The sequence below is a fragment of the Bradyrhizobium sp. 35 genome (genome assembly GCF_023073215.1).
Lineage (GTDB): Bacteria > Pseudomonadota > Alphaproteobacteria > Rhizobiales > Xanthobacteraceae > Bradyrhizobium > Bradyrhizobium canariense_D.
This window is the reverse complement of sequence record NZ_JADPJC010000105.1, coordinates 1-26968: the sequence shown is the minus strand read 5'-3', so window position 1 is coordinate 26968 and position 26968 is coordinate 1. Positions and strand designations below refer to the sequence as shown.

31 protein-coding genes, 1 tRNA gene and 4 pseudogenes are annotated in these 26968 nt (G+C 61.9%); 23 read left to right on the top strand and 13 right to left on the bottom strand.

Translation table 11 applies throughout. The features are described 5' to 3' along the window. Both IVB36_RS21115 and IVB36_RS21110 read right to left on the bottom strand, forming a co-directional pair. Positions 1-288: transposase (locus IVB36_RS21115; RefSeq protein WP_247391693.1), on the bottom strand; the 288-nt coding region annotated here is incomplete at its 3' end. Between the two features lie 254 nt (positions 289-542). Then, complete coding sequence (locus IVB36_RS21110; protein WP_018456264.1) at positions 543-1301, bottom strand: enoyl-CoA hydratase-related protein; 759 nt, start codon at positions 1299-1301, stop codon at positions 543-545. A gap of 245 nt (positions 1302-1546) precedes the next feature. On the opposite strand from IVB36_RS21110, the gene IVB36_RS21105 reads away from it, so the two are divergent. Then, on the top strand, positions 1547-2788 hold the full coding sequence (locus IVB36_RS21105; protein WP_247392917.1) for an MFS transporter: 1242 nt from the start codon (positions 1547-1549) through the stop codon (positions 2786-2788). 91 nt (positions 2789-2879) lie between these two features. Here the strand turns inward: IVB36_RS21105 and IVB36_RS21100 are convergent, their stop codons facing one another. Beyond that, positions 2880-4658, bottom strand: a complete 1779-nt coding sequence (locus tag IVB36_RS21100) for an acyl-CoA dehydrogenase (protein ID WP_085352538.1) — start codon at positions 4656-4658, stop codon at positions 2880-2882. A gap of 254 nt (positions 4659-4912) precedes the next feature. Between IVB36_RS21100 and IVB36_RS21095 the strand changes: the two genes are divergently transcribed. After that, positions 4913-4987, top strand: a tRNA-Gln gene (locus IVB36_RS21095). A gap of 73 nt (positions 4988-5060) precedes the next feature. On the opposite strand, the gene IVB36_RS21090 is transcribed toward IVB36_RS21095, so the two are convergent. After that, a complete protein-coding gene (locus IVB36_RS21090) occupies positions 5061-5339 on the bottom strand; it encodes a hypothetical protein (RefSeq protein ID WP_247392916.1) in 279 nt (92 codons plus the stop codon). Between the two features lie 105 nt (positions 5340-5444). Between IVB36_RS21090 and IVB36_RS21085 the strand changes: the two genes are divergently transcribed. Next, a complete protein-coding gene (locus IVB36_RS21085) occupies positions 5445-7082 on the top strand; it encodes a tyrosine-type recombinase/integrase (RefSeq protein WP_247392915.1) in 1638 nt (545 codons plus the stop codon). Between the two features lie 252 nt (positions 7083-7334). Here the strand turns inward: IVB36_RS21085 and IVB36_RS21080 are convergent, their stop codons facing one another. Next, a complete protein-coding gene (locus IVB36_RS21080; protein WP_247392914.1) occupies positions 7335-7595 on the bottom strand; it encodes a hypothetical protein in 261 nt (86 codons plus the stop codon). 98 nt (positions 7596-7693) lie between these two features. Here IVB36_RS21080 and IVB36_RS21075 point away from each other — a divergent pair. The 3 genes and pseudogenes from IVB36_RS21075 to IVB36_RS40495 all read left to right on the top strand — a co-directional run. Beyond that, positions 7694-7996 (top strand): annotated as a pseudogene (locus IVB36_RS21075) (SAM-dependent methyltransferase); the annotation flags it as partial. Positions 7997-9579: 1583 nt separating this feature from the next. Beyond that, positions 9580-9915 (top strand): hypothetical protein, encoded by a 336-nt coding sequence (locus IVB36_RS40500; protein WP_346659089.1) that lies wholly within the window; start codon positions 9580-9582, stop codon positions 9913-9915. Between the two features lie 64 nt (positions 9916-9979). Next, on the top strand, positions 9980-10282 hold the full coding sequence (locus tag IVB36_RS40495; RefSeq protein WP_346659088.1) for a hypothetical protein: 303 nt from the start codon (positions 9980-9982) through the stop codon (positions 10280-10282). A 35-nt stretch (positions 10283-10317) separates the two neighbouring features. Here the strand turns inward: IVB36_RS40495 and IVB36_RS21060 are convergent, their stop codons facing one another. Then, positions 10318-10503: a DUF3606 domain-containing protein gene (locus tag IVB36_RS21060; protein ID WP_106946902.1), complete on the bottom strand. Its 186-nt coding sequence runs from the start codon at positions 10501-10503 to the stop codon at positions 10318-10320. Positions 10504-10900: 397 nt separating this feature from the next. Between IVB36_RS21060 and IVB36_RS21055 the strand changes: the two genes are divergently transcribed. From IVB36_RS21055 to IVB36_RS21025, 7 genes are all read left to right on the top strand, one after another. After that, complete coding sequence (locus IVB36_RS21055) at positions 10901-11221, top strand: PepSY domain-containing protein (protein ID WP_204513968.1); 321 nt, start codon at positions 10901-10903, stop codon at positions 11219-11221. Positions 11222-11256: 35 nt separating this feature from the next. Then, on the top strand, positions 11257-11877 hold the full coding sequence (locus IVB36_RS21050) for a general stress protein (protein ID WP_247392913.1): 621 nt from the start codon (positions 11257-11259) through the stop codon (positions 11875-11877). A 71-nt stretch (positions 11878-11948) separates the two neighbouring features. Further along, the gene (locus tag IVB36_RS21045; protein WP_231190556.1) at positions 11949-12407 is read left to right on the top strand and encodes a YidB family protein; all 459 of its coding nucleotides are present in this window, start codon (positions 11949-11951) and stop codon (positions 12405-12407) included. Positions 12408-12432: 25 nt separating this feature from the next. Next, positions 12433-12696: a GlsB/YeaQ/YmgE family stress response membrane protein gene (locus tag IVB36_RS21040; RefSeq protein ID WP_247392912.1), complete on the top strand. Its 264-nt coding sequence runs from the start codon at positions 12433-12435 to the stop codon at positions 12694-12696. 62 nt (positions 12697-12758) lie between these two features. Continuing rightward, the gene (locus IVB36_RS21035) at positions 12759-13097 is read left to right on the top strand and encodes a hypothetical protein (RefSeq protein ID WP_249803189.1); all 339 of its coding nucleotides are present in this window, start codon (positions 12759-12761) and stop codon (positions 13095-13097) included. 175 nt (positions 13098-13272) lie between these two features. Further along, entirely contained in the window at positions 13273-13479 is a 207-nt protein-coding gene (locus IVB36_RS21030; RefSeq protein WP_247392910.1) for a hypothetical protein, read from the top strand. A 906-nt stretch (positions 13480-14385) separates the two neighbouring features. Further along, complete coding sequence (locus IVB36_RS21025; RefSeq protein ID WP_247392909.1) at positions 14386-15852, top strand: helix-hairpin-helix domain-containing protein; 1467 nt, start codon at positions 14386-14388, stop codon at positions 15850-15852. A 110-nt stretch (positions 15853-15962) separates the two neighbouring features. Here the strand turns inward: IVB36_RS21025 and IVB36_RS21020 are convergent, their stop codons facing one another. Then, a complete protein-coding gene (locus IVB36_RS21020; RefSeq protein ID WP_247392908.1) occupies positions 15963-16343 on the bottom strand; it encodes a response regulator in 381 nt (126 codons plus the stop codon). A gap of 474 nt (positions 16344-16817) precedes the next feature. Between IVB36_RS21020 and IVB36_RS21015 the strand changes: the two genes are divergently transcribed. Further along, positions 16818-17273, top strand: a complete 456-nt coding sequence (locus IVB36_RS21015; RefSeq protein WP_247392907.1) for a helix-turn-helix transcriptional regulator — start codon at positions 16818-16820, stop codon at positions 17271-17273. A 43-nt stretch (positions 17274-17316) separates the two neighbouring features. Here IVB36_RS21015 and IVB36_RS21010 read toward each other — a convergent pair whose 3' ends face one another. Further along, positions 17317-17505, bottom strand: coding sequence for a hypothetical protein (locus tag IVB36_RS21010; protein ID WP_247392906.1), 189 nt, complete (start codon positions 17503-17505; stop codon positions 17317-17319). 137 nt (positions 17506-17642) lie between these two features. Here IVB36_RS21010 and IVB36_RS21005 point away from each other — a divergent pair, with 137 nt between their 5' ends. Then, positions 17643-17912, top strand: a complete 270-nt coding sequence (locus tag IVB36_RS21005) for a response regulator (protein ID WP_247392905.1) — start codon at positions 17643-17645, stop codon at positions 17910-17912. Between the two features lie 69 nt (positions 17913-17981). Here the strand turns inward: IVB36_RS21005 and IVB36_RS21000 are convergent, their stop codons facing one another. Further along, positions 17982-18326: a response regulator gene (locus tag IVB36_RS21000; protein ID WP_247392904.1), complete on the bottom strand. Its 345-nt coding sequence runs from the start codon at positions 18324-18326 to the stop codon at positions 17982-17984. Positions 18327-18528: 202 nt separating this feature from the next. Between IVB36_RS21000 and IVB36_RS20995 the strand changes: the two genes are divergently transcribed. The 5 genes and pseudogenes from IVB36_RS20995 to IVB36_RS20980 all read left to right on the top strand — a co-directional run. Next, positions 18529-18729, top strand: coding sequence for a hypothetical protein (locus IVB36_RS20995; RefSeq protein ID WP_247392903.1), 201 nt, complete (start codon positions 18529-18531; stop codon positions 18727-18729). 124 nt (positions 18730-18853) lie between these two features. After that, positions 18854-19057 carry a hypothetical protein gene (locus IVB36_RS20990; protein WP_247392902.1) on the top strand — a complete coding sequence of 68 codons (204 nt, stop codon included), beginning with the start codon at positions 18854-18856 and terminating at the stop codon, positions 19055-19057. A 231-nt stretch (positions 19058-19288) separates the two neighbouring features. Next, positions 19289-19456 (top strand): annotated as a pseudogene (locus tag IVB36_RS40490) (hypothetical protein); the annotation flags it as partial. Positions 19457-19685: 229 nt separating this feature from the next. Beyond that, positions 19686-19958, top strand: coding sequence for a hypothetical protein (locus IVB36_RS20985; protein WP_247392901.1), 273 nt, complete (start codon positions 19686-19688; stop codon positions 19956-19958). 52 nt (positions 19959-20010) lie between these two features. After that, positions 20011-20706, top strand: a pseudogene (locus tag IVB36_RS20980) (PIN domain-containing protein); the annotation flags it as partial. A 114-nt stretch (positions 20707-20820) separates the two neighbouring features. Here the strand turns inward: IVB36_RS20980 and IVB36_RS20975 are convergent. After that, entirely contained in the window at positions 20821-21972 is a 1152-nt protein-coding gene (locus IVB36_RS20975) for an acyl-CoA dehydrogenase family protein (protein ID WP_247392900.1), read from the bottom strand. Between the two features lie 102 nt (positions 21973-22074). Here IVB36_RS20975 and IVB36_RS20970 point away from each other — a divergent pair, with 102 nt between their 5' ends. After that, positions 22075-22956 (top strand): LysR substrate-binding domain-containing protein, encoded by an 882-nt coding sequence (locus IVB36_RS20970; RefSeq protein ID WP_247392899.1) that lies wholly within the window; start codon positions 22075-22077, stop codon positions 22954-22956. 61 nt (positions 22957-23017) lie between these two features. Here IVB36_RS20970 and IVB36_RS20965 read toward each other — a convergent pair. The 3 genes and pseudogenes from IVB36_RS20965 to IVB36_RS20955 form a co-directional block, all read right to left on the bottom strand. Beyond that, a pseudogene (locus IVB36_RS20965) lies at positions 23018-23615 on the bottom strand (transposase zinc-binding domain-containing protein); the annotation flags it as partial. 64 nt (positions 23616-23679) lie between these two features. After that, positions 23680-23994 (bottom strand): tyrosine-type recombinase/integrase, encoded by a 315-nt coding sequence (locus tag IVB36_RS20960; RefSeq protein WP_247392898.1) that lies wholly within the window; start codon positions 23992-23994, stop codon positions 23680-23682. Between the two features lie 84 nt (positions 23995-24078). Then, positions 24079-24393 (bottom strand): site-specific integrase, encoded by a 315-nt coding sequence (locus IVB36_RS20955; protein ID WP_247392897.1) that lies wholly within the window; start codon positions 24391-24393, stop codon positions 24079-24081. A 368-nt stretch (positions 24394-24761) separates the two neighbouring features. Between IVB36_RS20955 and IVB36_RS20950 the strand changes: the two genes are divergently transcribed. Next, on the top strand, positions 24762-26357 hold the full coding sequence (locus tag IVB36_RS20950; RefSeq protein ID WP_247392918.1) for a DUF1254 domain-containing protein: 1596 nt from the start codon (positions 24762-24764) through the stop codon (positions 26355-26357). A 289-nt stretch (positions 26358-26646) separates the two neighbouring features. Next, positions 26647-26955 carry a hypothetical protein gene (locus IVB36_RS20945; protein WP_247392896.1) on the top strand — a complete coding sequence of 103 codons (309 nt, stop codon included), beginning with the start codon at positions 26647-26649 and terminating at the stop codon, positions 26953-26955. Positions 26956-26968 lie beyond the last annotated feature (13 nt).

The following is a 26968-nucleotide window of genomic DNA, read 5'->3' as shown; positions in this document are numbered from 1 at the left end:
CGAGTCGATCGACAAAGCCACTCGGTCCTTGCCGCAGCGGGCGAGCGCTTCAAAGATCGCCTGCCAATGTCCGCGCTTAGCCCAGCGATTGAACCGATTGTAGATCGTCGTGTAAGGGCCATAGTCGGACGGGCAATCGCGCCAGCGTGCGCCGCACTGGAGCATGTGAATGATACCGCTGATAATGCGTCGATCGTCTTGGCGCGCCGGGCCGGTCTGGTTCGTTGGCAGATGCGGCTCTATCTGAGCCCACTGCTTGTCGTTGAGCCAGAACAGTCCTTTGCGCATCGAAGTCCCCCGTGCCGAATCAACTTGGCACCAGGGAATCAGAACTCGCTAATTAGGTACAGACCCTAGTCGTTCCGCACGAAGATTTCACGAAGCTTTCTTCCTTCTCCTTCTGGAGAAGGTGTCGCGAAGCGCCGGATGAGGGGGTGTCTCCGCAAATTCAAATGTGAGTTCGACTCGCGGATAGAACCCGTCACCCGTCTCGCCGCTTTGCGGCGAGCCAGGCTCTCCCGCCATGGGAGAGGGAAGACAGCCTACCGCTTCTTCCTGTTCATAAACGCGTTGAACGCGGCGGTGGCTTCTTCCGACTTCAGCCGCTCGCCGAACAGATGGGCCTCCTGATCGATGCGGCGGGTGAGCTCCTCGGATGCGACGCGGAGCAGTTTGCGCGAGATCGCGACCGCTTCGGCGGGAAGCCGGCAGATATCGCGCGCCACCTTGCGTGCCTCGACCTCGGTATGACCCGGCGAGACCACGGTGTTGACGAAGCCGGCGGCATGCGCTTCCGCGGCCGTAAAAGTCCGTCCCATCACCAGCATGGCGAAGGCGCGCTGGTAGCCCATCGTGTTCGGCATCAAGAGGCTGGACGCGCCGACCGGCACGAGCCCGAGATGGATGTAGGGCGCGGAGAAGGTCGCCGCGTTCGAGGCCAGCACATAGTCGCAATGGAACAGCATCACGGTGCCCATGCCGATCGACGCGCCGTCCACGGCCGCGATCACCGGCTTGGCGTTGAGAGCTAGCGAATAGAGAAACTTGGCGCCGTCGGACAGCGTCTCGGGGCGCGACGTGTCGGCGTGCATGAAATCGTCGATGTCGTCGCCGGCGGTGAACACGCCGGAGCCCCCGGTGATGATCATGCAGCGGATGTCGGGATTGTTCTGCGCGGTGTCGATCGCGCGGCTCATCTCCCGATACATGTCCTGCGTGATCGCGTTCTTCTTGCTCGGGCGGCGCAGGGTGATCACGCGCGTTCCGCGCTCTTCGCTGACGACGATATTGCCATTCGGCATGAGGGGCCCCTGCGGTCGCCGCGATACTGACATTGCTAGACTCGCGAAACGTCAGCCTACATCATCTTGCAGGCGTGCCAATGCGCTAGCGCGACCTTTTGGAGACCGAATTCGCCCGAGACGGGCGCATCACGCTCGCCGCCGTGTTCCGCGTTGCAATGATCAACCGCCATTTTCGATTGAAAAACCACTGGTTGTGGTGCACGATCGCCTCGCGCCGTTCCATTTGGCCGATTGCCCGATTGATGATTGCCGCCACTCGTGTTGACGAATCCTCGCTGCACTATCGCGGCTGGCGCGTCGTGCTGGCCTGCTTCCTGATGGCTTTCTTCATGTTCGGCTTCGGCCTGTACGGTCAGGGCGTCTATCTCGCGGAACTGCAGCGCGCCCATGGCTGGCCGGGCACGCTGGTCTCCGCGGCCAGCACCTTCTCCTTTCTCCTGACTGCCGTCCTCGTCATCTTCACCGACGATCTGCTCGCCCGCATCGGGCTGCGGTCGCTGATCCTGTGCGGCCTGTCGGCGCTCGGCGCTTCGACGGTGCTGCTGGCGCTGCTGCAGACGCCGTGGCAGCTCTATCTCGCTTATGCGCTGATGTCGGTCGGCTGGACCGGCATGGGCACGGTGGTGATCGCGACCGTGCTGAACTCCTGGTTCGAACGGCGCCGCGGGCTCGCGCTCAGCCTCGCCTACAACGGCGCGACCTGCGGGGGCATCGTGCTCGTGCCGCTGCTGCTGTCGCTGATCGGCAGCATCGGCTTTCGTTCCGCGATGCTGGCGGCCACGCTGGCGATGGTGGTGCTGGTGCTGCCGGTGGTGGTCATCTTCACCGGGTGGCGAACCGAAATGCCGCCGACGTCGGGTGGGAATTCATCCACTGGCGGCACTGCCTTGCCTTCGGTTCACTCACGCAAGACGCTGCTCGCCAACGCGGCGTTCTGGACCATGGTGCTGCCGATCGCGGTCGCGCTGCTGGCGCAGATGGGATTCATCATCCATCAGGTGACGTTCCTCGAACCGCTGATCGGCCGCGCCAGTGCGGGCCTTGCCGTCACCGTCATGGCGGCGATGGCGGTGGTCGGGCGCCTCTCGCTCGGCCTGTTCGTGGACCGGCTCGATCCGCGGCTCGCCTGCGCGGCATCGATGACGAGCCAGGCGGCGGCGCTGTTCGTGCTTCTGCAAAGCACGAATCCGACCGTGCTGCTCGTGTGCTGCGCCGTCTACGGTTTCTCGATCGGCAACATGATCACGTTTCCGCCCTTGATCATCCAGCGGGAGATCGGCGCGAGCGCCTTCGCCGCTGCGATGGGGCTGGGCACCTCGATCAGCGGCATCGTCAGCGCCTTCGGCCCCGGCATCGTCGGTCTCGTGCGCAGCGTAACCGGCGACTACACGAGCGCGTTTGCGATGTGCGTGGTGCTCGACGTGGTGGCGGCGAGCGTCGTACTATGGCGGCCGGGGCGACGTACGAAGCTTGCGGCTTCGTAGCCCGGATGGAGCGCAGCGCAATCCGGAATTCGTGTCACCAGCAATGATGGCCCCGGATTGCGCTGCGCTCCATCCGGGCTACGCGTCCCAGCTACCCCAACAGCACCGCATCCGCTGCCGCGACCGACTCCGCACTCTCCGTCACGGTGCGCTCGAGCGCGCCGGCCTGCACGGCGATGTTCTCGGCGAAGAAGCGCGCCAGCGAGACGTAGCGCCCGGCGTCCGCGATGCCGTCGGATTTCGCGGCGAGCGCTTCAGACGCCAGCATGCAGCCGCCGAGCGTGGCGCCGAACTGTTGCAGATACGGCGTCGCGCCGGCCAGCGCCTCGTTCGGCGCGGAAGGAAGCCGCTCCAGCAGCCATTTGCTGGTGCGCGTCAGCGCCTCCAGTGCCTCACGCAATTTCACGCCCGTGGTGCCGAAGGCGGGATCGTTGGAGGCTTCGACCTGCTTCACGATTGCGGAGAGTTCGTCGAGCAGCGCCCACACCGACGCGCCGCCGTTGGCCGCGAGCTTTCGCGTGACGAGGTCGATGGCCTGGATGCCGTTGGTGCCCTCGTAGATCGCGGTGATGCGGGCATCGCGATAGTGCTGCGCCGCGCCGGTCTCCTCGATGAAGCCCATGCCGCCATGCACCTGCACGCCGAGATAGGCGACCTCGTTGCCGATGTCGGTCGAATAGCCCTTGGCCATCGGCGTCAGCAATGCCGCACGCGCTGCAGCGTCGGCGCGGACCTTCGGATCCCTGGCACGCGTCGAGACGTCGATCGCCACCGCGGTCGCATAGCAGATGGTGCGCGCCGCAGCGGTCTGCGCCCGCATCCGCATCAGCATGCGCTTGACGTCGGGATGCACGAAGATCGCATCGGAACCGTCACCCTTGTTGCCGAGGGCGCGGCCCTGCTTGCGCTCTTGTGCGTACGACAATGCCTGCTGATAGGCACGGTCGGCAACACCGACGCCTTCGAGGCCGACGCCGAGGCGGGCCTGGTTCATCATCGTGAACATGCAGCGCATGCCCTGGTTCTCTTCGCCGACCAGGAAGCCGATCGCGCCGCCATGATCGCCCATGGTCATGGTGCAGGTGGGGGAGGCATGCATGCCGAGCTTGTGCTCGACGCCGGAGGCAAAGATGTCATTGCGCGCACCCAGCGAGCCGTCTTCGTTGACCATGAATTTCGGCACGAGGAACAGCGATATCCCCTTGGTCCCTGCGGGCGCGTCCGGCAGGCGCGCCAGCACGAAATGCACGATGTTGTCGGTCATGTCGTGCTCGCCGTAGGTGATGAAGATCTTCGTCCCCTTGATGCGATAGGTGCCGTCGGCCTGCTTCTCGGCGCGGGTGCGCAACGCGCCGACATCGGAGCCGGCCTGCGGCTCGGTCAGCTGCATCGTGCCGGTCCATTCGCCGGAGACGAGCTTCTCGAGATAGATTTTCTTCAGCTCGTCGCTGCCATGCGCGTCCAGCGCCTCCATCGCCGACGCCGTCAGCAGCGGGCAGAGGCCGAAGGCGACGTTGGCGGCGCTCCAGATCTCGGTGCAGGCGGCGTTGATCGCGAGCGGCAGGCCCTGGCCGCCGAAATCCTCGGGGCCCGAGACCGCGTTCCAGCCGCCCTCGGTCCAGCGCTTGTAGGCATCCGGCCAGCCCGGCGCGGTCGTGACCTTGCCGTCGCTGAGCTTGATGCCGTGCTCGTCGCCGACTTTGTTGAGCGGCGCCAGCACGTCGGTTGCGAACTTGCCGGCTTCCTCCAGCACGGCGCTCACGATATCGCCGTCGAAATCGCCGTAATGGCCGGCCTCCATGGCAGCTTTCAGGCCGGCGCCGTGGTTGAGCGACAGCAGCATGTCAGAGATCGGCGCGCGGTAGGTCATGGCTCACTCCCGTGGACAGTTCTTGGCGCCGTATTCCCATGAAACGGGGGAGGTCTCAACTGTCAGGAGGGGTGGCGGAACGCCCGTCGGCAACGGGCTGGCGTAGCGCTCCTGTAAGGCATGGCGCGGCGCCACCGGCGCCTGTGGTATTTTGCCCCTCCGGGCGGTTGAAATGCCGCGCCTCTCCCTATAGACCGGCACCACTCGAGGGAATCCGCGGACGCTCCTGTCGCCGCCGTTTCCCGAGGGCCTGATGGGGCGTAGCCAAGTGGTAAGGCAGCGGATTTTGATTCCGCCATTCGGAGGTTCGATCCCTCCCGCCCCAGCCAGGAGCCCCGCTTCCCCTGAAATTCCTGACGAAACTGGCCTGGCTGGGGCGCTGCTGCACAGCGCTGCGACACATCACTGCTGCACAGGGTGTCGCTCGCAATGGCTTTCCACATCTTTCGGCGCGAAGCCGTCTACTACTGGCGCCGCCGAACCCCCCGAGCGCTTGCCATTCGCTATGGCCGCCCGCATGTTTCTATGAGCCTTCGGACGACGAGCCGCGCTGTCGCCCGTCGCCTGGCCAACCAGCTCAACCTGACCTTGGACGATGTTGCGATGCTCGCCGACGGCCCCGACCCGCATCTGACGAAGTCTCAAATCGAGACAATGCTCCATGCCGTCGTCGACGGGCATCTGGCCAAGCTCGACCGTGTCGCCTTCGCGGCCAAGAGCTCGCCCGGGTTTGATCTCGGGCAGGCGAGAGCCGACGACTGGAGGGCCTATTGGGCCTACGCGCTGTTGGACGCCCAGGGCGTCACTGCCGTGGTGCGCGAGGAAGATCGCGAGCGCATGACCGCCGGCGGGCTCTCCGAAGCCGACATCGGGGCCGTCCAGGACCACTTGGCCATGCTCCGCGTCAACGACCTCGTCCCGACGAAGCACTACATCCTGCGGGGCATGATCGAGGGCGTGGCCGCCACGCCGACCGCCATGAATCTTGCTGTGGCCCAGGGGACCTATCTTCGGGGGATGAAGCTGGCGCTGGCCCAGTCCGACCGGCGCTACGGTGGTGTGAGGATCGAGGATGACGGACTGGTGGATCGCATGATGCTCGCAAAGAGCGATCCACCGAAGCCGCCTCCGTCTATCGTGAATCGTCCGGTGGCTCGTCCCACCGATCCACCGGAGGTCGACGCTCCGACGATCCCGCAGTTCATTCCCATGGCCGAGTTCGCGCAATTGGCGGATCGCGTTGCCCAGCAGAATCGCGCGGACGAACACTGGGACGACAAGACGCAACGGCAGGCCAAGAGCATCGCAAACCTGTTTGTCAAGTTCATGGTTCAGGATCAGCGCATTCTCGATCTCAGCCTGCTGCGCCAGGAACACGTCGGCAAGTTCGTCGATTTCCTCCGCTTCGACATCTACAAACACTACGGCAAATCGGCGCGTGATGAGCAACTGACGATCGAGCAGCTACGCGAGAAGGGGCGATCCGTCGTGCAGGCCAAGCGCGGGATCAGCGGCGGTACGATCAATCGCCATGCGACCTTCCTTGGCCAGATCTTCGACCACGCCACGGCGCGCGGCGTGAAGAGCCTGGAAGCGATCGATCTGACCAAGCTGCGTGCAAAGAACCGCAGCAAGAACAAGCGCGCTCGCGACGAGAGGCGCAAGCTGCCCATCGACAGCGCGAAAGCGATCTTCCAGACGCCGCCGTTCATCAACTGCGCCGGCTGGGACGATCTCGGGAAGTGGGGCGAGCAGGGGGCCGCCCAGATCTTCCACTGTGCGCTCTATTTCGTTCCGATCCTCATCTACTACTCGGGGGCGAGGCGCGAGGAGCTTTGCGGCGCGATGGTGGACGATATCATCTTCGATCGCGAGGGGTGCAAACCGTACATCCACATCGCGGCCAACGAGCAGCGGCGCATCAAGAACCCCCAATCGAAACGAAACATTCCCCTCCATCCGGAGCTGATCCGGTTGGGTTTCCTCGACTATGTCAGGAAGATCAGGGCGCTCGGATACAAGCTGCTCTTCCCCGACCTGTACTCTCCCAGCAGCCGGTCGCCGCTCGGCAACCGCTTCTACAAACTGTTCAAGCCGATCCTCGCGGAAGCCAAAATCACCGAAGAGGGGCTGGGCGCGCATGCCGTGCGCCATCTCTTCGGCGCGCAATTGAAGAAGAAGCTGCTGACGAAAGAGGACCGCGCGGATCTCCTCGGGCACGGCGGCGACAGCGAAACCAGCGAGCGCTACTGCGAGCCCCATGAACTCGACACCTTGTTCGAGTTCATCATGAAGCTGGAGGTGCTCACCGGCCATCTCGAGCCACAGACCATCAACATTATCCCTTGGGTCGAGAGAATGGAGATTGCGCCGTTTTCACAGCCATCGCGTGCAAAACATTTGGCACAAGCAGCCGATGGTTAGACCACCGGAATCATAATCCTGGGGTCGGGGGTTCGAGTCCCTCTCCCGCTACCAACCTTTCCATGTTAGATTTGAAGGCCTTGCCGGATATCGCGCCAGGCCTTTTGCTCGCCGCCGGCGAGCAGAAAACGCCTCCGTACCCACTTCTGTACCCAAGGATTTGCGCCGAGGCCGATGCGACCTCCTACACCTGCGGTGCCGCGGATGCGGATTTCTCCACCTCGGCGCCCAGTTCAGCTTTTTCCGCCGGCGCTATGCGGGGTTCGGTTTTTTCTGCGCGGGTTCACCTTTTTCTGCGGTCATCGAGCCTTGCGCTTCGGCACGCGCCGGCCGTGTAGGAAACCATGCGACGCCTTGGCGTAGACATCGGACAACTCCTGCTCGAGCATGCTGTTCGCGACAATCAGCGCGCACCGCGCCGACCGGATCGCCGCCGCAGGCCTCGATCTCCTGGGCGACGGCGGCCTCCAGCTCGGCGGCCTGGTCGACGGGTTGCTCGGCGGGGTCGGCCATCGAAGGATTCCGGGGATGTAAGAAATATGGGGCATGCAGAACTTTGTGCCCCATTTTTCTTACATCAGTTGACTGTGAAACCATCTTGTTCTCTATGGGGTGATCCCCGGGGGTGCGCCAGGTATGTGCGGAGCATGCTTAAGCCCGGTGGTTCCTGGATGATCGTCGAGCCGATTGCCGCGGATGATCCGGCCGACAACGTCGGCAATCCGGTCAGCCGTCTCTACTATAATGCATCGACGATGATCTGCGTGCCGACCTCGATGGCCCAAGAAGTCCGCGAAGCACTCGGCGCTCAGGCCGGAGAGGCAAAGCTCACCGAGGTGCTGAAGGAAGGTGGCTTCCGTCAGGTCCGTCGCGCCACCCAGGGTCCGTTCAATATGGTGCTGGAAGCGCCATGAAAACGTGGTCGGCACCTTGCAGGCGCGCCGCCCCCAATTCCTTGGTCGGTCCTTTCTGTTCCTAAGTTGGTCGGCTTCCGACCCATCTGTGGCCTCTGAGGCGATCCGCTCTTCGGCAGATGCTGACGGCAAACCGGACATCAGAGGTCTAGCCGCTTAATGCGTACGCACCTCAGTTAGAGCCCGGGGCGGCTCTGGCCACGCTGCTCCGCTTCAGAGCACATAATTCCGCACTCTCGGGGCCTCGCAAGTACACTCCCGCCGATCTGCTCCAGCCTGTCGACCGATGTCTCGCCCTGCTGGCCTTCGAGGATCATGGACGCGAGTGGTGCGGGCAGAGCTCTCGTAGCGTGACACGCTCTCGCACACCTCGTCGAGGACTGCGCGTAAAAACGCGGTGGTTTCAGCATGGAATATTGGAGGTCTCCCCCAGCGAAAGCAGCATTCTGTCCGAAACCGCCCGGCCGGACGCAAGTTACGGTCAACGAAAAATTCTGCAGGGGCGAGAATGAGCGTGGCCCCGTCTTTTGGGGGCTGGGGGGCTTGAGGGCGGAGCCACGCAGGCCGTGCATTCGCGCGGGCCCGCCACATCAACCGTATCCGGCCGAGCCCGCTCCACTGCTTGAGGCAAAGTCGGCGCGCAGCGAAGGACCTACGGCTCGAAGGGCCGCAGGGGGCCGTCGGCCAAGTTTCGACCGATCGGGTTGCGCAGCGGTCGCCGTCGCAGTCTGCTCAAGCGCATTGCAGAATCCTTTCTGCGCACCCGGCGGCCTGGCGGGAGGGCCTCTGCCGGTGATTTTAGCCTCACCAGCGAGGATTTGAGGTCGTAGACGGGTGCGGCATCGCACTTCGCCTGAACGAGGGCCTAGCAGCCTGAGAGGGGGTAGGGGAAGGCGCTGCGCCTTGCACCGGCAACGAGCTGCCGCTTAGGCGACGCTTCTTCGACAGCCCCCCGGAGGCGAGTGAGTTCTGACCACGCCAGCGCGGCGGTGATCCATCTCTGCCGCTCTGGGCCGTTGGCTTCGGCGGCAAGCTTCATCGCCGCGACGGCCTCGCGCTTGGGGTCGTACTCGAGATCCATGGATACAAATATAGTTGAAGATCGTAAACGATCACGCACCGGTGGGACCGTAGCAATCCGGGGTCGGCGCCATATGGGGATCCTGTCTAGCCGTCCGGAGATGCCGGCCCCGATCCGCCCCCATTCATAGGCGCGGACCTCCGGAGCGCTCGCGATCGAGGCCCTTGCGCGAGCCTCCCGCGACGGGATCCAACTGCACCGACACTCCCGAAAAGCCCGTGAATTGCTTGTCTTTCAGATATCTCGTGACCGGCTCGCCCCGTATTGTAGGGGCTCAGGGCCTACCTGGTCGCCTCACCATGAGAAGAGATGTTTCAAAACGCAGCGGATCTGGCCGCGATGGCCGAGGCGTTAGGCCGATCGGGTGACTACCGGGTCCTCCGGCGCCTGGTGCCGCGTCCGAGGTCGATGGCGGTCTCCGGACAGGAAACGAGGTCGGCATCCTGCTCGATACCGAAACACCGGCCTCGACCACCGCAAGGACGAAGTCATCGAACTCGGCATGGTCAAGTTCGGCTACACGCCGGACGGGCGCATCATTGATGTCAGGGACACGTTCTCCGCCTTCAATGAGCCGTCCGAGCCGATCCCGGCCGAGATCACGGCGCTTACCGGCATCACCGACGAAATGGTGGCCGGCCACAGCATCGACGAGGCCGCCGTGAACGCCTTCGTCGATGATTCCGTGGTCCTGGTCATCGCGCATAACGTGGATTCGATCGGAAGTTTTCCGAACGCTACTGGCCCGTCTTCGAGCGCAAGGCGTGGGCATGTTCCGCGACCGAGGTCCAGTGGCGGCAGCACGGCTTCGATGGAGCGAAGCTCGGCTACCTTCTGAATGGCGCCGGCTATTTTCACCAGGCGCACCGCGCGGTTGACGACTGTCCGCGCTGCTCGAGATCTTGGACTTCGACCTACCAACGACCGGCGCGCCCGCGCTCGCCGTCCTGCTCGAGACCGCACGACAGAAGACCATCCGGATCTGGGCCGAACAGTCGCCGTTCGAACTAAAGGATTCGCTGAAGCGGCGCGGCTATCGCTGGAGCGACGGCACGGACGGTCGGCCAAGGTCCTGGTACGTCGACGTCTGCGAGTCCGCGCTCGACGCGGAGCTCGCATTTCTCCGGTCAGAGATCTATCTCCGCGACGTGGAGCCGCGGCTGCAGACGCTGACCGCTTTCACGCGCTTCTCCAGCCGGATCTGAGGCCGGCAGCTCGGGAAGAAGCTGCCGCCTGCGCATCAGCGCCCGAGACGCTTCTCGACCCGCTTACGGGAATTGCCTACTTTCTTGACCGCCTTCTTGACCGCGGGCGCGGACCGTCCGGTCTTCTTCGCCTCATAGCCGACTTCGTGCTTCTGCCCGCCTGCGACGCGCGCCCGGTCCTGCTTACGTCCTCGCGCAGTCTTCTTCTTCGCGGCTGCCATCAAGTCCTCCTTCTGCGAATCTAATGGCAGTGCAACGTTGTAAGGATTCGCAGGTTCCGCAACGGTCCCTCTATCCGAGCGCGACGGCGGGCGGCAACCGGGATGGACCGGCCTGCATCGGCGTAACTCGACAGGTGTATCCAGCACCTCCTGTCGCGGCTGCTTCGATGCTTTCCAAGAGTGGTCGCGCCAAGTCGAACCAAACGAATGATGTCGTCAAGAGGCAGCACTGTTCGGCGTCATGAGGCGAGGACGCAGACCTCGCGCAGTACGCGACGGCGCCAGCTGCCATCTTGTAGTTCTCCTGAGGACCCTTCCACCCAAGCCGACCGGACCGGGAAAAATTGGAACTTCTCGGACCAGCACCTGTTGTGCCGTGCCACTATTGGAGGACGACATGAACAATAAATTTCTTCTTCTGCTGACGGCGGCCTCGCTACTCGCCGGCCCGTCGTTTGCGCAAAAGCCGCCGGCTGCCGATCGGCCCAATAATAATGCGGTCAACAGTTCTGGCCAGAACAATTCCAGCAAGCCGGTTGCAGGCGCCAACAGCTTCACCGAGGGCCAGGCCAAATCCAAGATCGAGGACGCGGGCTACACGAACGTCACATCGCTGAAGAAGGACGACAACGGCGTTTGGCGCGGAAAGGCCAGTAAAGGCGGCGCCTCATCCAATGTGAGCCTGGATTTCCAGGGCAACGTCAACGCGGCCAAATAATTTCGCGCAGCAGCGAAGATTTAGAGGGATTCAAGATGACGATTACGATTTCACGTCTCTACGACAACTATTCCGATGCGCAGCGCGCGGTGACGAGCCTGGAGGCCGCGGGCGTGCCGCATTCGGATTTGAGCATCGTCGCGAACAATTCGGACAACTGGTACAGCACCGACAAGAAGGTCGATCGCGATCGCGATGGGGTTGACGATCGGGCGGAAGGCGCGGCTACGGGAGCGGGCCTCGGCGCAGGTCTTGGTGGCGCGGCCGGCTTGCTCGCGGGCCTTGGTTTGTTGGCTATCCCCGGCCTCGGTCCGGTAGTGGCGGCCGGATGGCTCGCGTCCACCGCGCTCGGCGCCGTTGCCGGCGGCGCGACGGGCGGAGTCGTCGGGGCGTTGACGCAGGCTGGCGTATCCGACGAGGAAGCACCACTCTACGCCGAAGGTGTGAGGCGCGGCGGCACGCTGGTTTCGGCTCGTGTGCCGGATGCGGACCGCGCGCGATACGAAGCGATCCTGAACCAGTCCGCCGTCAATTTGCGCGACCGAAGCGCAGCCTGGCAGAAGGCCGGGTGGAAGAGCTACGATCCCTCCGCCAAACCTTACGGCGCGGAGGAGGTCCGCAGAGAGCGCCAACTCTACGGCACCGGAATGCGATGAATAACCGGCGGCCCGCACACCAGGCGGGCCGCCATTTTCTTCACGACGATCATCGAACTCAGGAGCCGAAAATGAGCCGCGGAATGCCATCGATGACCGCCCTCCTGGGTATGCTCGCAATCGCCGGTTACCAAAATAGGGACAAGCTGGCGGACATGTTTCGCAATGCTACCTCCGGTCAGCCGGCGGGTGCCAAGGATTCCCTGAGCGGCATGCTCGGCAATCTTGGTGGCCTTGTGGGAGGCGGTGGCGTGGGTTCGCTGCTGAATGGCGGGATCGGCGAATTGCTCGAGCACTTCAAGCAGAACGGACAGGGCGACGCGGCTCAATCCTGGATCAATCAGGGGCCAAACCGCGAAGTCACCCCGCCCGAACTCCAGCAGGCTATCGGTCCGGATGTTCTTCAAAAGCTGGAGCAGCAGACCGGCCTGTCGCAGCAGGAGATCCTCGACCGCTTGTCGCGAGAACTTCCGACGGCCGTGGACAAATACACGCCGGACGGACGCCTTCCGGCGCAATCCGCGGGATAACACTCCTCAAGACTCGAGAAAAGATATGAGCATCATCTGGACGATCATCATCGGTTTCATCGCAGGCGTCATCGCGAAGTTCATCATGCCTGGCGACAACGAGCCCTCGGGTTTCATCCTGACCACGATCCTGGGAATAGTAGGCGCGTTCGTTGCGACCTATCTTGGTCAGGCTCTCGGCTGGTATCGGCCCGGAGAAGGCGCAGGACTAGTGGGGGCGGTGGTAGGCGCCATCATCGTGCTTCTCGTCTACGGTTTTGTGGCCGGTCGCAGCCGCCGGGCCATCTAACCACCGTGAACGGAATTCTTTGCGTTAGCGGTGAATGCCCGGTGTGAAAGGTGATCGGCAAGATGAAATGGATGCTCGTTGTCCTGGTAGGAGGCATGACACCGGTCAACACCGACCTGGTGTTCGACAAATTCGCCGATTGCCTTGCCGCCGAGGAGCAGATGCGGAAACACTACACCGACGCCTTCGAGGTCTGGGACCGATGGGCCGCGGCCAATATCGAGCGAAGACGCGAATACTCAAAGGTGCGCGACCTCCAGGCCAAACGCCTGCTCAGCAATATCGGTACGTGCGTTCCTCATGCGGGCGGCGACCCCGCGGCGCCTCAGCAGCAGAGCGATCCAACACCTCCTCAAACTCCTCAAGCCGCACCTACGCCGCAGCCAAGTCCGAAAACGTGAGGTCTGACCGTTCGGAGCCGGGCGGTCGCGAACCAATGTTGCTGCTGCTTGCGAATCGCTTTTCACCGCCGACGGTAGGCTGAGCTCCGGCTTAGTGTGCGAGCGCGCGAGTGGAGGGAAGCTGACCCTTTTGAGACCCCTTAATGCACCCGAACAGGCCTGGGGCCTCCTCGCTTTGCCGCGCCTGACGCCGAAGCTTCTGTGGCCCATCACCTCTGTCGTCGATGCTTTAGCAGTTTTTGCATATCTTTTTCACGGTCTGGTCGACTTTGCTGTTCTCCTGATCGATCTTGGCGTCACTATCGTGTTGATCAGTGGTCGTCGGCCGACCGATGCCGCCCGCGGCGGCCCCTTGGGTATTGGCAGCAGGCGTTCCGGATGAAGCTGCGGTTCCGGCAGCATTGGTGCCGGGGCTTGCGGCATTTGTGCTGTTTCCATTGACCGCTCCCTGATTGAGCCCTGATTGAGGAGTAGGAGTACCATTGGCGATACCGGTTATCGCATTGGTGGTGCCGGTGGTTGGATTGGTATTTGCATTCGGGGCAGTTGCCGACGGGCTTGCCGTTCCGCCCGAGTTCGCAGCGCCTGCGGCTCCTGTAGCGGACGGAGATGCTGCAGTCGAGCCCCCTGCAGTCGAACCCCCTGCACCTGGAGACGACGACGCACCGCCAGCGCTTCCACCGGCAGATCCGCCGGCACCGCCGCCGCCTCCGCCCCCACCTTGGGCAAATGCTGCGCAAGGGATGACGAGAGCTAAGACAAGTGCAATGCCAGAGCGTTTCATGGCGCGGCTCCTTTAGCGACCAAGCCACGCTGCTGCGTTTCGTTCCTAGACATTGGGTCGAGCCGACTCGGCTGGCGAGATTGAGGACCAGGCGAAATCGGCCGGCGGGAAGGTGCAGCATCCGTTCTCAAGCGAATGTGCGAAGACTTTGGGGGGGCCTCTCAGCAGGGCCGAGGCCAGCAACCGAACTATAGGGGGAGACCAGGCGTTATCGACATTATGTCAGACGCATTCGACTACTTCCGGGCTTACGCTGTCCGCGCTCTGTGTAAGGCCCGATCTATGCCGCACGGCAGGGTGAAGCATCTGCAGCTGCTGGCCGGGCGGATCTATAATCTCCTCAAGAAAGAGGCCGCTTACGCCCCGAATGTGGAGCACCTTGAGGACTTCCGGGCAGCTCAGAAGCTTGAAAGGTCTCTCGACCGTCCGCCAGGCGAAGGCTCGGGCACTGGGAGTGGCTTTGGTCCGCCGAGGTCGCAGGACGCGGGACGGGAGGCTAGTTAAATGGCCTCCCTCGACACTCGTGGTGTAGCAAGCCTGCTGCGGGAATATGCGCAGCGCACCGCCTTGCGTGGCGGCAACCCCTACCGGGCAAAAGCCTATTCTCGGGCCGCTGACAGCTTGGCAGCCCTTGCCGTCCCTCTGGACGTGCTCATCGCCGAAGACCGACTGACCGAAATCCCCGGTGTCGGCGAGGCGATCGCCGACATCATTACCAAGCTTTACAAGTGCGGCACTCATCCGAGCCTTGAAAAGCTGCGCAAGGAGTTTCCCGAGGGTGTGCTCGAGATGCTGTCGGTGCCCGGCCTCCGCCCCGAGAAGGTGCTGCGTCTATACAAGGATCTCGGCATCACTTCGCTCGCCGAGTTGGAGGCTGCCGCCAAGGACGACCGCATCAAGAAGGCCAAAGGCCTCGGCGCGGCGCTGCAGACCAAAATTCTGCAGAACCTGGCCATCGCGAAAAGCGGAAAAGGTCGCCTCCATCTGCACCGTGCGGCCGCCCTGCTCTCGCACGCCAAGGATTCGCTTCGGAAGGCCAGGCCGGAGCTCAAGCGGGTGACGATCGCAGGCGACTTCCGCCGCGGCTGCGAATTAGTGGGCGACCTCACGATTGTTGCGGAGGCTTCCAAGGCCGACAAGACATCGAAGGCCTCCGCGACGGACGGATTGCAGATCCGCCTGTCCGATCGCAAACACTTCGGCGTCGCCCTTCTCTTCGCCACCGGCTCTGCCGCTCACATCGAGCAGCTCCGGGCGATAGCCAGCGAGAAAGGAATGCGACTGGAGAGCGACGGGTTGCACAAGGGTCGCACCCTGATCGGCGGCGACGAGGCCCAGATCTATAGCGCCCTCGACCTGCCGTTCATCGATCCTGAACTGCGGGAGGGGCGCGGAGAGGTCGAACTGGCTCAGAAGGGCAAGCTGCCGAAGCTCGTCACCGACAAGGACTTGCGCGGAATCCTTCATTGCCACACCGATGCCTCCGACGGCACGGAGACCCTGGAGACGATGGCCAAGGCCACGCGCCAGCGCGGTTTTGAATATTTCGGCGTCGCCGACCACTCCAAGTCCGCGCACTACGCGGGCGGTCTCTGGGAGGAAGAGATCAGGCAGCAGCACCGGGACGCCGACCGGTTGAACAAGCGCTTCGGCAAGGATTTCCGGATCCTCAAAGGCATCGAGTCAGACATTCTGGCCGACGGCTCGCTGGACTATGCGGACGACGTGCTGCAGCGCTTCGACTTCGTGGTCGCAAGCATCCATGGCCGCTTCAAACTCGACCGCAAGGCGCAGACGCAGCGGCTGCTGCGCGCCGTCTCCGATCCTCACACCACCATCATCGGCCATATGACCGGGCGCCAGCTCAAGCGGCGGCTAGGCTACGAAATCGATGTCGAAAAGGTGCTGCGCGCTTGCGCGAGGCACGACGTCGTCGTCGAGATCAACGCCCATTCGCGTGCTTCGTCGTAGGTGATCGCTTCCACTACTCGATACCCACACTCACGCAGGTATTTGGCGAGCGGATGTCGCACCAGCACATCGTGCTCCACGACCAAAACAGATGCTGTTGTCATGCTGTGTCATAGCGTCATACCGAGCATATTAGCGATCAGCATTGCGACGCGTTTTGGATCGTAGGGCTTGCTGACGAACTTGCCCACTCGGCTCGCGACGCTCTCCAATGCTACGTTCCCAGAGGCAACCACGATAGGCAGCATTGGTTGCTTTGCTCGGACTGTCTGGGCGAGGGCTAATCCGTCGTGAGTTCCGGGCATCTGAATGTCCGTAACCAGCACATCGATACGTTCGCCGCTCGCTATGTAGTCCATAGCGTCATCACCTGAAGCGGTTTCGATGACCTCGAAGCCCAGCTGACGAAGCTGATCGGCCAAATCATCGCGGGTAAAGAAGTCATCCTCGGCGAGTAGCACCTTAACGCGCTCGCCGTTGAGCGCTTCCACGGGAACCATTTCGATCTGCCTCCGCCGAGGATGCTTTTATTGTTCCAAACAAGGGAGGGTTTGCGTAGCTCCCAATGTTGCCGACATCGGCTGGGCAACCTGTAACAGCTTCCGTTTATGGCCGCAGCCGACGAGCGCCGTCCCCGGCGTGATTTTGCTGTCGCTTGCTAACCGAGCTGATTTCCCTGCGGCGGCGCTTGCCCCGTCGCTAACTCGCGATGCAGGTATTTCCATACGCCCGCTTCAGGTCGACCGGTCCGAAAGGCACGAAGCTTGCCAGATGTTAGCCGAAATCTAATGGGTAAGAACCATCGTCTAGGTATGAGAGTTGCAGGCGCCATTATCGTCGCTCTCCTCGCGCTCAATTTCGTGGACGAGCAATATAGCCACGGCCGCTATTCACGAGCGGCGACGACCATGCTGTCGCATATCACCCGATCATTTAGCTGAGCGGTGACGGTGGTAGAGCGGCCGATGAGAGCCACCGATAAGCTGCCATCACGTGAACGGCAGACTGCAATTATTGCGGAACTAGACGCAGTCGTCCGCGCACTACCGCCTTCACGACCGCTCTACAGCAAAGATCTCGCGGAGCGAATTGGCACATCCGCGCGGACGTTGCACTCGGCGTCGGTCTCCGTGGTTGGCATGAGCTTGCATTCCTACCTTCGTTTGAAAAGGCTCTCGAATGTGCGGCTTCAACTTTCGACGGGCGCGGTTAGCGTCAAGGCGGCGGCGCTCGCCAACGGCTTTTGGCACTTGGGCGATTTCTCGCGCGTCTACCGTAGCGCCTTTGGTGAACTACCTTCGCAAACGCGCGCTAGGGCCAAGCAATGCAGACAAATTCACTTGTCACCGCGCACCTGTCCCGACGACAGCAAACTGACGCTGGTCTTGCTTCCGTCTCCCATCCGTTTCGAGACAGCATAGTAGCGACGGTGGAAATCAGGCGTGCCGAAAGCCCGGCGCCTGTTCAAACGGACGCGTTTGGATCAGGCGGGCTCGGCGGTGGAAGCCCGTATTCCGCTGCCCGCTTGGCCGCGAGCTTCCGGTAGGCGCGTGCTTGGGTCAACAGTTGGGCTTTAAAGTTGGCGTCGGCCTCGCCCAAAGCCAACTGTTCCAGCTGAACCGCGCGTTCGAAATACTCGGTTAACAGTTCCACGCGGTTAAGCTTTCTCGCTCGGCTGGCGCAAACAAACCGACGCGCCACCTGCCCAGCCCAGATAACGCAACACCGGAACTTGCGTTCCACAACTGGAACGACGTAGCGGTAGGCAAAGCGTGTTCGGCGGTAGCGTTATGGCGTCTGTTCTTCTGGTCGAGGATGAGTCGCTCATACGCATGATGATTTCGGACATGTTGGTGGAGCTAGGTCATAACGTCGCTCGTGAAGCGAACGATTTGCAGAGTGGACTTCTGCTCGCTTCTGCGCCCGGCGTTGATGCAGCCATTCTCGATATACAGCTCGGCGCGCATAGCTCTGATCCCATCGCGGAAGTGCTGAAAAGCAATGGCGTTCCGTTTTCCTTTGCGAGCGGATATGGGGCGCGCTGTCCCCGAAGGATTTAAGGATTATCCGATCTTTGAAAAGCCATTTCCAATCGAAGAGCTTGAGCGCTGTCTAGCGTCTCTGTTGCGCTAACAAACGCCAGTAGTCTGCTGCATCACGCGGGCGAGGTCTTCTTCAGAGAACGGCTTTCTAAGCATCGGGAAGCCATCACGCCTCCGCTCGCGGCCCGATAGCTGAAGAACCTTGAGCGTGGGGCGAATGCGCGTGGCTCGCTCGGCGAGTTCATGACCATCCATGCCAGGCATGTTGATGTCTGTGATCAAGATCGAAATATTCTGCTGGCGCATCAACGTTGCGAGCGCTTCATCGCCGCTGTGTGCGCATACCACCTCGCAGCCAATGTCTTCCAGCATACTCGCGATCACGTCGAGTACGGCAGCGTCATCATCAACCACGAGAACTGTGTGAGCCATTGAACAACCTCTCCGGCTAACATACGTGAAGTTCGGATGTTCCGAGACGCGCTTGACTAGCCGCGAGCCTCTGGACGAGAGCCCTCGATGCGCTCAGCTCACGGGGAAGTGTGGGGTTGGCTCAACAGCGCCCACTCACGCCGTGAAGGAACCGGAACTATCGCTATACGTTAAGCTCTGGTGCATCGATTGGGAAACGAGCATGGCACGGCGTAGCAGGATCATCCAATCTACCTCCCTTGAAGTACGGCTCACCGAAGAAGCGAAGCGCCTTCGCGAGGAGGCCTTGCAACTTCCTCCGGGGGCTGCCCGCGAAGAACTGATCCGAAAGGCTCGGCAAGCGGAAACCGGTTCACACATGAGCGAGTGGCTGGCATCCCCCGGGTTACAGCCGCCTAATTGACCGAACAGATCGAGATAGAACGGCGCCCCAGTATAGAGGGCGTTCCGCTGGAAGAACGCTCTATCGCATCGCGTTCTCTAGCCGTTCTGCGGCCGTTCTCGTATTATACGGATCCTCGTTCCAAATGACGACTGCGGACGAATATCTCAGGCTGGCGGAGCGATACCGAAAGGCGCTGGAAACGATGAAAGACCCGCTCGCGCGGCAGTGTCTCGAACGCATGGAAGGGAGCTACCGCACACTGGCTGACAGCGAGCGGGCGCTGCGGACGTCCGGCTACATAGTGGATGCCTTGGGCAAGCTGGGCGATATCGACAAGGGGACATAGGTCCGCCAGCGTGAACCGGCGCGCACGATAGGCCGCCCACCGCCTTAATTTGGATTCCACGTCAGGTGCCCGTTGCGACATTCCGCAATTGTGAACCTCCGACCCGTCCGCGGATCGGTAATCTCTGTGATCGTAACGATCTCAGCGTCGCATCGAGTGCACTTACCATGCTTCGTTGCATGATCCCGATTGTCATTCGGCCTGCAATATTAAAGTTGCAAGCCGATTGACAATTATCTGCGCAATGGCCGCGGCACCACCGCCATCGGCACCTATTCCCCACGAGCACGCGAAGGATTTCCGATCGCAGCGCCCGTGACCTGGAAGAGTATCGAGAGCGGTATCCGTCCGGATGCATTCACCATCCAGAGTCCATTCCGCGCCAAACCCATGAGGTGAGCCATATGTCGGACGCATTCGATCAATGGGTGGAATGGCGCTACAAGCCTCCCGGCGACAGGCGCAGCATTCCGGCCGAACTCTACGCCGCGGTGACGTCCCTGCCCGAGACCGATCGATCCGACAGGCAGAGGGTGAACGAGGCGGTTCGCAGCCATGACACGGCTCGGCGCGAGGGCAGACCGTATGGCTCTACCTTGATGATTACGAGAACGGCGAGTCGCGCACGGTGGGCGATCCCGAATGGGTGAAGGTATTTGCATCTGGGCGTGCCGCCGATGCCTGGCTGCAGGACCACGATCCCGAAGGCGTTTCCTGGGAATACGAAGTGGAAGGCGGTCCAGTCGAGGGATCGGTGTGGCTCTGCTTGCCCGATCCCGTGTCGAGAGCCATCGGTGAGCCCGATTGGATCAAGCTCTTTGCCTCGAAAGAGCGCGCGCAAAGATGGCTTGAGGGCAACGAGCCAAAGCGCGACATTTGGCAGTACCCGGTTCAGGAGTGACCTGCATGAGTGCGTTCGTTGACACCTCCGTCGGTTCGCTGCGGCCGCAAAGCGGGATGCTCAGAATGAGCGCGCCAAGTCGATCCTTCAGAGCATCGACCAATACCTCACGACGGACTTGGTGCTGGTCGAGACGTGCCAGCTTCTAAAAGCTCGATTTGGTCGCGGCGTGGCGGAAGTCTTCTGGGAGCGGCTGCGCGACAGCGGAGTTCGGATCGAACCCATTGTCCGCGCCGATCTGGATGCGGCTTCGGAGATAGGGGCGCGCTTCCCGCACGAGAGCTTTTCCTTCGTCGACCGGGCGAGTTTTGCCCTGATGGAGCGCATGGGGATCACGCGAGCAGCGACCTTCAATCCGGGCTTTGCAGCTTACCGACCCCGCCGCGGTCAGAAGTGGCCGTTCCAGATCCTTAGCGAAGACCACAGCGAAGTCTTCATGATCCTCAGACAAGCGCTGCTTGAACGCCGGCCCGTTCAGGTAAGCCGTGACGGCAAGTGCCAGACGGTCTGCCCCTACATTCTGGGCCACGCCACCGGCGAGGAGCGCGCATTCGTCCTCGTCGTGGACGCGAGTTCGCGCACGAAGTGTCCGGCCGACGCCAGGTGGATCTGCCTTCGGGTGTCGAAGATCGACGACATCCGCTTTGCCGATAAGCCCTGGATTGAGCAAGATTACCCGGGTCCGGTGCAGCGATGTGTCGATCAGGCGCACTTGAAGGCGAAGCGACTACGACAGCTTCTGGGATAGCGTCGGCTGAGGGTCTGTGCTCATGAACGTCGGCTCCACATGCCAAAGCGGAAGTCACCCCGCTGAGCTTGATCGGCGGCTCGTGACCCGTTGCAGACGAACCGCGTCTCTCACTCAAAATCGCGCTGTTCCAGCGTCTAAACCTAGTCCAAGGCGTCCGGCAGTGACGTAGATCGAAGCATTCATAGCGATATGCTTGGTGGCGGCCTGCACATCGCGAACGGCGCGTTCCAGTGCGCTGGTTTCGAAGATCGAGCCTGCGCCGGCCTCCGTCGCCACGCGGTCAACGATGTGACATGCGGTCTCTCCCGCATGGGCTGCCGCCATCCGCAATCTCAAGCGCGCGTCGACTAGGCGATGGCCGCCGATATCAGTTGCAGTCATCAGCTCCGTCATCGCCTCGACGAGGAATGCTCGTGCGGAGCTATGCAGCGTCTCGGCGCGACCGATCACTGCCTGCACGACTTCCCGATCGCGCATGAGACCGGCAGTCCCGAGCCGCCCCTTACCGCCCGCCAGCTTTGCAAAGCTCTCCATGGCACCCCGTGCGATGCCCAGCGGCACCACTGCAATCGTCCAGGCGAACGATGAGAGAGCTGGAATGCGATAGAGCAGCCCACCTTCAGCGGGTTTGTGGTCAATAAACGGGTGCATCCATTCGGCAGGAACGTAGGCATTGTCGACTTCCCAGTCCGAACTTCCGGTGCCGCGCAAACCTGAAACGTGCCAAGTGTCGTGAATCGTGACCTGCTTTCGTTCGAAATAACAGCAGAAGCGCGGCTGGTCAGGCGCCTGATTTCCGCCCATTGTCACCAAACCCATGAAGTGGGTGCCATGCGGTGCGCCACTTCCGAACGGCCATCGTCCCGAGACGCGGACTCCGCCATCGGCAGGCATGGCGGTCCCTACGGCCCCCGTTGCACTCACGATAAACGTGCGGCGGTCTTCGAACCAGCGGCACACCACGGCAGAAGGCAAATAGCCGCCGACGCGGCTCATACCGCCTCCATTGCCAACCAGCCAGCCGACAGCTCCGTCGAGCGCTGCTGCGCGTTCTACGACGCTCATGAAGGCGAGCGGCGACAACTCAGGGCCGCCAAGGGATGCGGGTAGCCAGAGCCTGAAGAACCCTCCCTCGGCCAGCGCTTTAACAACGTCTTCATGCAGTTGCCGCTCACGATCGAATGCCGCCCGATGTTCGGCAATCAACGGCTGGATAATTTGAAGAGCCTCCAGAAAAGGGGCTGCATTGTCATCTTCTCGCATAAGTCCATAATCGGCATTTGCATTCCGGGGGGCAAGTCCGAACATTTCATGTGCAGATGAGATGATTTCATCTACATTCCCCGAATGCGAAAGTTACCGCCTTTGACGGAGTTGCGTGCCTTTGAGGCCGCGGCACGTCATCTGAGCTTCAAGCATGCAGCAAGTGAACTTGGCGTCACACCGACAGCCATCAGTCATCAAATCAAGCTTCTGGAACAGCATTGCGGCCGCCCGCTATTCCGTCGCCGGCCGCGCCCGCTGGCGCTGACCTCGGCAGGCAGACAGTTGTTTCCGGTCGTTCGCGACGGATTCGGAAGAATTGCCGAGACACTTTCCAGTATCAAGAGCAGCCACGCGGGCCGGCATCTGCGCATCACGGCGACAAACGCCTTTGCCGCCCGCTGGCTATTGCCACGGCTGCAGTCTTGGCGGGCGGCGCATCCACGGCTCAAACTTGACATTGTCGGCACCGACGCCGTGCTCAATCTCGAGTCGGACGAAACCGATGTTGCCATCCGCTACGCTCTCGGGCCACCTTCCGATGGAAGGGTCGTAGAGTTGATGCGCGACACTTTCTACGTGGTAGCAAGCCCAAAGCTCGTGGACAGGAGAGCGACGAAGACGCGGCGGGTCGATCTGGCGCGACTTCCGCTTATTGAGGCTGCATGGCCGGCGGGCGATACACACGCACCGACTTGGCAGCGCTGGCAGCGGGTGGCACTCCCCTTGTCCAAACGCAAACTTGCTTCGCTTGTGAGTTTGCGGTTTCAAGAGGAACTTCACGCCATCGAGGCCGCCATCGCTGGTCAAGGTGTGGCCATCTGCAGCGATGTCCTGGTCGCCCCCGAATTGGCGAGCGGCGTGCTCGTTCCGGTATCGCCGGTCACTCTGAGCGGCTATGGATTCTACATCGTCCATCGCGCGGGGGCCCGGAATGGTCCTACCATAAGGAAGTTCATCACTTGGGCCCATGCCGAGGTCTAGTTCGGCGCTATGTCGACGGCAATCAGCTTGTAGGCAGCCGGCCCGCATCGTGGACCGCCACCAGCTTCTCCTGGAACAGCCGGCGGAACAGGCGCGAGAGCACGCGCACCGGCAGGAAGAAGCCGGAGCGGCACGCCACCCAGCGCTCGCCATCGAGCGAGATGCCGCCGCCCGGCACGATCATGTGGACGTGCGGGTGATAGGTCATGGCCGAGCCCCAGCTGTGCAGCACGGAGGTGAAACCGATGCGGGCGCCCAGATGCTTTGGATCGGCGGCGATCGTGGTCAGCATTTCGGCCGAGGCCTTGAACAGCAGGTCGTAGATGACGGCCTTATTCTGGTAGGCGATGTCGGCGATGGCCGCCGGCAGCGTGAACACGACATGGAGGTACAGCACGGGCAGCAGATCGGCCTCGCGCTCGGCGAGCCATTGCTTCGCCGCGACGCCCTGGCACCTCGGGCAATGCCGATTGCGACAAGAGTTGTAGGCGATCTGGGTGCGGGCACAATCCTCGCATCGCTCGACATGTCCGCCGAGCGATGCCGTGGCTGACATGAGCTTGAGCTGGCCGAGGCTCACATGGCGGCGTGTTGGCTTTACGCCATGCCGGTCCACGGTCGCGGAAAATATCAGCGACCTCCAGCGCTGGGCGCGGCACGCGAGCCGCACGTCAGGCGTGGCCTCGGCCTCCTTGAGCTTGCCCGTGATGTGATCGAGCGGGCTCATGATCTCGCGATCGTCTTGGTGGCGGCGCGGGTTTTGAGCGCCGTGGTATCGAGCTTGGCGTGGCCGAGCAGCACCTGGATCACTCTGATATCGATGTTCTGTTCCAGAAAATGGGTGGCAAAGCTGTGCCCGGAGTGTGTGCGGAGATACCCGCTTGTCGATCCCGGCCATGTGGCAGCCGCGTGGCAGGCGCGATTGAACTGGCGCGTGGTAAGGGGACTGACCGGGTTCTGACCGGGAAACAGCCACCCTTGTGGCCGGCCCGCCTTGCACCAAGCCCGCAACAGCTCGAGCAGATGCGGAGACAGCATCACGTAACGGTCTTTGCGACCCTTGCCCGGCTCGACGGCAAATGACCATGCGCTTGCTGTCGATGTCGCCGATCTTGAGCGAGATCACCTAGGCGGCGCGCAGGCCTGCCCATAGGGCGCGCTCAGCACCGCCTTGTACTTCAGCCCCGGCGCGGCATCCAGCAGCCGCGCTACCTCCTCTGGACTGAGCACGACCGGCAGCTTCCGAGGCTCATGGATGAATGCCGTGTGCTCGATGATGGCGGATCGCTTAAGCGTGACCCTGAAGAAGAACCGCAACGCCGCCACGGTCGCATTGAGGGCTCCCGTGCCGACGCCGCTCTGGGCCACATGCAGCTGAAAGCGTCGGACGTCCTCGAAGCTCGCCTTGTTCGGCGACCGGCCAAGGAAAGCTGCCAAGTTCTTGATCGTGCGGATGTAGCCTTGCTGGATCTTCGGCGATAAGTCCGGATCGTCATGTCTTCGATCATGCGCTGGCGCAACGGGCTCATTGCCTCGTCGGTCATGGGGATGCTCCTGTCTTGAGTGAGGTTTGCCAACTCCTCATCTTCAAGACAGGACGCCCCACAGCGTTATCCTGTTTGCTGTGCCGCCGGCCGCGGCGCCCTACCGCGCGAGCGATTTAGTCCTGTGACCCACAGCGGACAGAACGTCGCACCACCGCACCCTCAGAGACCAATAGCTCTCACATTGGAACTCCGCTATCCTCCGGCACCCGTAACGCGTGTGAGAGGCGAATCATGCAACATTTATTGCGCACATTCTCGATGCAGGCGCTTATCCTCGGCACATTAGTTTTCAACGGCGGAACTGAAGCTGCCGCCCAGACGAGCGCCCCGATCTCTCCGGCGATCAGCACGCCGGACAAAGTCGAGACGCGCATCGGCACGCTGGACTTCAAGGATGGCATGCCGAGCAAAGAAACCATTGCCAAGATCTATGACAACCGGGACTTTACGCATGCCTTCTCGGCGTTCGCCAACACCCTTCAAGGGGTCAGCATTCGCGCCCTCCACAAGGGCTTTCTGAGCATCGGGGTCAAGGACAACGAAGTTCTAGTTTTCTCCGAACTGATGGATGCTAAGTCCCTGTTCCTGACAGCCAATGCGGACACCGTCTATTACATGGGCATGCTCGATCTGACCAAGGGTCCGATGGTGCTCGAGGTGCCACCCAAGTCGCTTGGCGCCATTGATGACTACTGGTTCCGCTGGGTCATCGATATCGGTCTGCCTGGGCCTGATCGCGGTGAGGGCGGGAAGTATCTCGTCCTGCCACCCGGCTACGAGGGTCTGGTGCCTGATGGCTTCAATGTCGCCCGCGCCCGGACCAACCTCGTGATATGGTTCGCTCGCTCGTTTCTGGAGAACAATGATCCGAAGCCTGTAGCTGAAGCGATCCGAAAATTCACCAAGATCTATCCATACGAGGCCGGTGGCGTCGGCACCCCCATCGCGGATTTCCTGAGCGGCAAGGCCAAACTTGGAAAAGTCACGCCACCGCCGCCGACCGTGTTCCACGAAGGCACCGGCAAGGTGATGAACACTATCCCACCGAACGACTTCAGCTTTTACGAAATGCTCAATGAGGTCGTGCAGCAGCAGCCTGCAGGGTCGCTCGACCCCGAGCTGATGGGCCCCATCGCCGCCATCGGCATCATCAAGGGCAAACCCTTCGCGCCAGATGCGCGGATGAAGAAAATTCTTACCGAAGCGCTTACGCTTGCCAACGCCCACTCGCGCACCCTGTTCATGGCCCCTCGCGATCCGACTTTGTATTACTACCCCGGCTCGGGTTGGCAGAACATGCTGTTCGAGGTCGGCTACGAGTTCGAGACGCCGATCCCGCTGATTACCCCCGAGGGCGTCAAGCCCTTACCACCCACCGGCTATCGCACGCTCGACGCACGGACAGACTTCTTCTACGGCGTCACCGGGATCACGCCCGCGATGGCGATGCGTCTGCCGGGCATCGGCTCAACCTACCTATGGACGATGGTCGATGCAAAGAAGGAGTCCTTCGATGGAGCCAAGACCTACAAGGTGACTTTGCCGAAAGACATTCCCCAGGCGAATTTCTGGTCGTTCACGCTTTACGACAACATGTCACGCTCGATGCTCGACACACCACAGCGCTACCCGCGCGCGGGCAGCCAGAACTTCCCCTCCCCCGCCGCTGAAGCCAGCGCCGACGGTACCACGACGATCTACTTCGGCCCGACACAGCCAGCAAATGTCAAACGGGGCAACTGGATACAGACCATGCCGGGCAAGGGCTTTATCCCTTGCCTGCGGCTCTACAGCCCGCTTGAGCCGTTCTTCGTCAAGACATGGCGGCCGAGCGAGGTCGAACTCGTTTTGTGAATTCAACCCATGGAGCGATCAAGGGGCTGCGCGGGCTCCTTGACCGCCTCTGGCCCGTTCTGGACCAACTGCGCTGGGTTTCACTATGTCCGCTGTTCGGGGTGGACCGGAAGTGACAGGTAGAGGTGCGCACCGACGCGTTTGATCCAAAGCGGGCCAGCCTAGCTCCCGCTTCAGGGAGACGTCCTCCTGTGGTCGAATTTGCATAGACGAGGCCATGCTTAGATGGACATTATTGGCGAATGTGCCCTCGTTGTCGCCTTTGAGCCAAACACCAGGAGGAAAAGAGATGCCCATCTCCATTTCAATGATCGTCCTCGGCTCGCAGCTGGTCATGCCGGTCGCTGACGGTGTGCCGAACTTTGATATCGCGCGGAGCTGTAAGCTTGATATCGCTGCCGCCGCCGGACTTTCTGTAGGCCAGCCGCTGAAGAACTGCATCAACGACGAACAGAAGGCTAAGCAACAAGTCGCCAACGGCTGGTCCAAATTCCCTGCGGCGAGCCGGGCAGGCTGTGTGCCGCAAGAGAGCATTGGTGGGACGCCGAGTTACGTCAGCTTGCTGACCTGCCTCCAAATGGGGCAGTGGCTGCGATAGCGACTTCAGCCGT

Bases quoted from the DNA above. Each gene is read 5' to 3' on its own strand.
- IVB36_RS21105 (WP_247392917.1), top strand. From the start codon at position 1,547: ATGATTGCCGCCACTCGTGTTGACGAATCCTCGCTGCACTATCGCGGC.
- IVB36_RS21005 (WP_247392905.1), top strand. From the start codon at position 17,643: ATGGCGTCTGTTCTTCTGGTCGAGGATGAGTCGCTCATACGCATGATG.
- IVB36_RS21090 (WP_247392916.1), bottom strand. From the start codon at position 5,339: ATGCCCGTCGACGACGGCATGGAGCATTGTCTCGATTTGAGACTTCGT.
- IVB36_RS20960 (WP_247392898.1), bottom strand. From the start codon at position 23,994: ATGCTGTCTCCGCATCTGCTCGAGCTGTTGCGGGCTTGGTGCAAGGCG.
- IVB36_RS20990 (WP_247392902.1), top strand. From the start codon at position 18,854: ATGACGACTGCGGACGAATATCTCAGGCTGGCGGAGCGATACCGAAAG.
- IVB36_RS21080 (WP_247392914.1), bottom strand. From the start codon at position 7,595: ATGGCCGACCCCGCCGAGCAACCCGTCGACCAGGCCGCCGAGCTGGAG.
- IVB36_RS20995 (WP_247392903.1), top strand. From the start codon at position 18,529: ATGGCACGGCGTAGCAGGATCATCCAATCTACCTCCCTTGAAGTACGG.
- IVB36_RS21000 (WP_247392904.1), bottom strand. From the start codon at position 18,326: ATGGCTCACACAGTTCTCGTGGTTGATGATGACGCTGCCGTACTCGAC.
- IVB36_RS21100 (WP_085352538.1), bottom strand. From the start codon at position 4,658: ATGACCTACCGCGCGCCGATCTCTGACATGCTGCTGTCGCTCAACCAC.
- IVB36_RS21015 (WP_247392907.1), top strand. From the start codon at position 16,818: ATGAGAGCCACCGATAAGCTGCCATCACGTGAACGGCAGACTGCAATT.
- IVB36_RS21040 (WP_247392912.1), top strand. From the start codon at position 12,433: ATGAGCATCATCTGGACGATCATCATCGGTTTCATCGCAGGCGTCATC.
- IVB36_RS21110 (WP_018456264.1), bottom strand. From the start codon at position 1,301: ATGCCGAATGGCAATATCGTCGTCAGCGAAGAGCGCGGAACGCGCGTG.
- IVB36_RS20975 (WP_247392900.1), bottom strand. From the start codon at position 21,972: ATGCGAGAAGATGACAATGCAGCCCCTTTTCTGGAGGCTCTTCAAATT.
- IVB36_RS40500 (WP_346659089.1), top strand. From the start codon at position 9,580: ATGGTCAAGTTCGGCTACACGCCGGACGGGCGCATCATTGATGTCAGG.
- IVB36_RS21035 (WP_249803189.1), top strand. From the start codon at position 12,759: ATGAAATGGATGCTCGTTGTCCTGGTAGGAGGCATGACACCGGTCAAC.
- IVB36_RS21050 (WP_247392913.1), top strand. From the start codon at position 11,257: ATGACGATTACGATTTCACGTCTCTACGACAACTATTCCGATGCGCAG.
- IVB36_RS21045 (WP_231190556.1), top strand. From the start codon at position 11,949: ATGAGCCGCGGAATGCCATCGATGACCGCCCTCCTGGGTATGCTCGCA.
- IVB36_RS21055 (WP_204513968.1), top strand. From the start codon at position 10,901: ATGAACAATAAATTTCTTCTTCTGCTGACGGCGGCCTCGCTACTCGCC.
- IVB36_RS21025 (WP_247392909.1), top strand. From the start codon at position 14,386: ATGGCCTCCCTCGACACTCGTGGTGTAGCAAGCCTGCTGCGGGAATAT.
- IVB36_RS21060 (WP_106946902.1), bottom strand. From the start codon at position 10,503: ATGGCAGCCGCGAAGAAGAAGACTGCGCGAGGACGTAAGCAGGACCGG.
- IVB36_RS20945 (WP_247392896.1), top strand. From the start codon at position 26,647: ATGCCCATCTCCATTTCAATGATCGTCCTCGGCTCGCAGCTGGTCATG.
- IVB36_RS20950 (WP_247392918.1), top strand. From the start codon at position 24,762: ATGCAGGCGCTTATCCTCGGCACATTAGTTTTCAACGGCGGAACTGAA.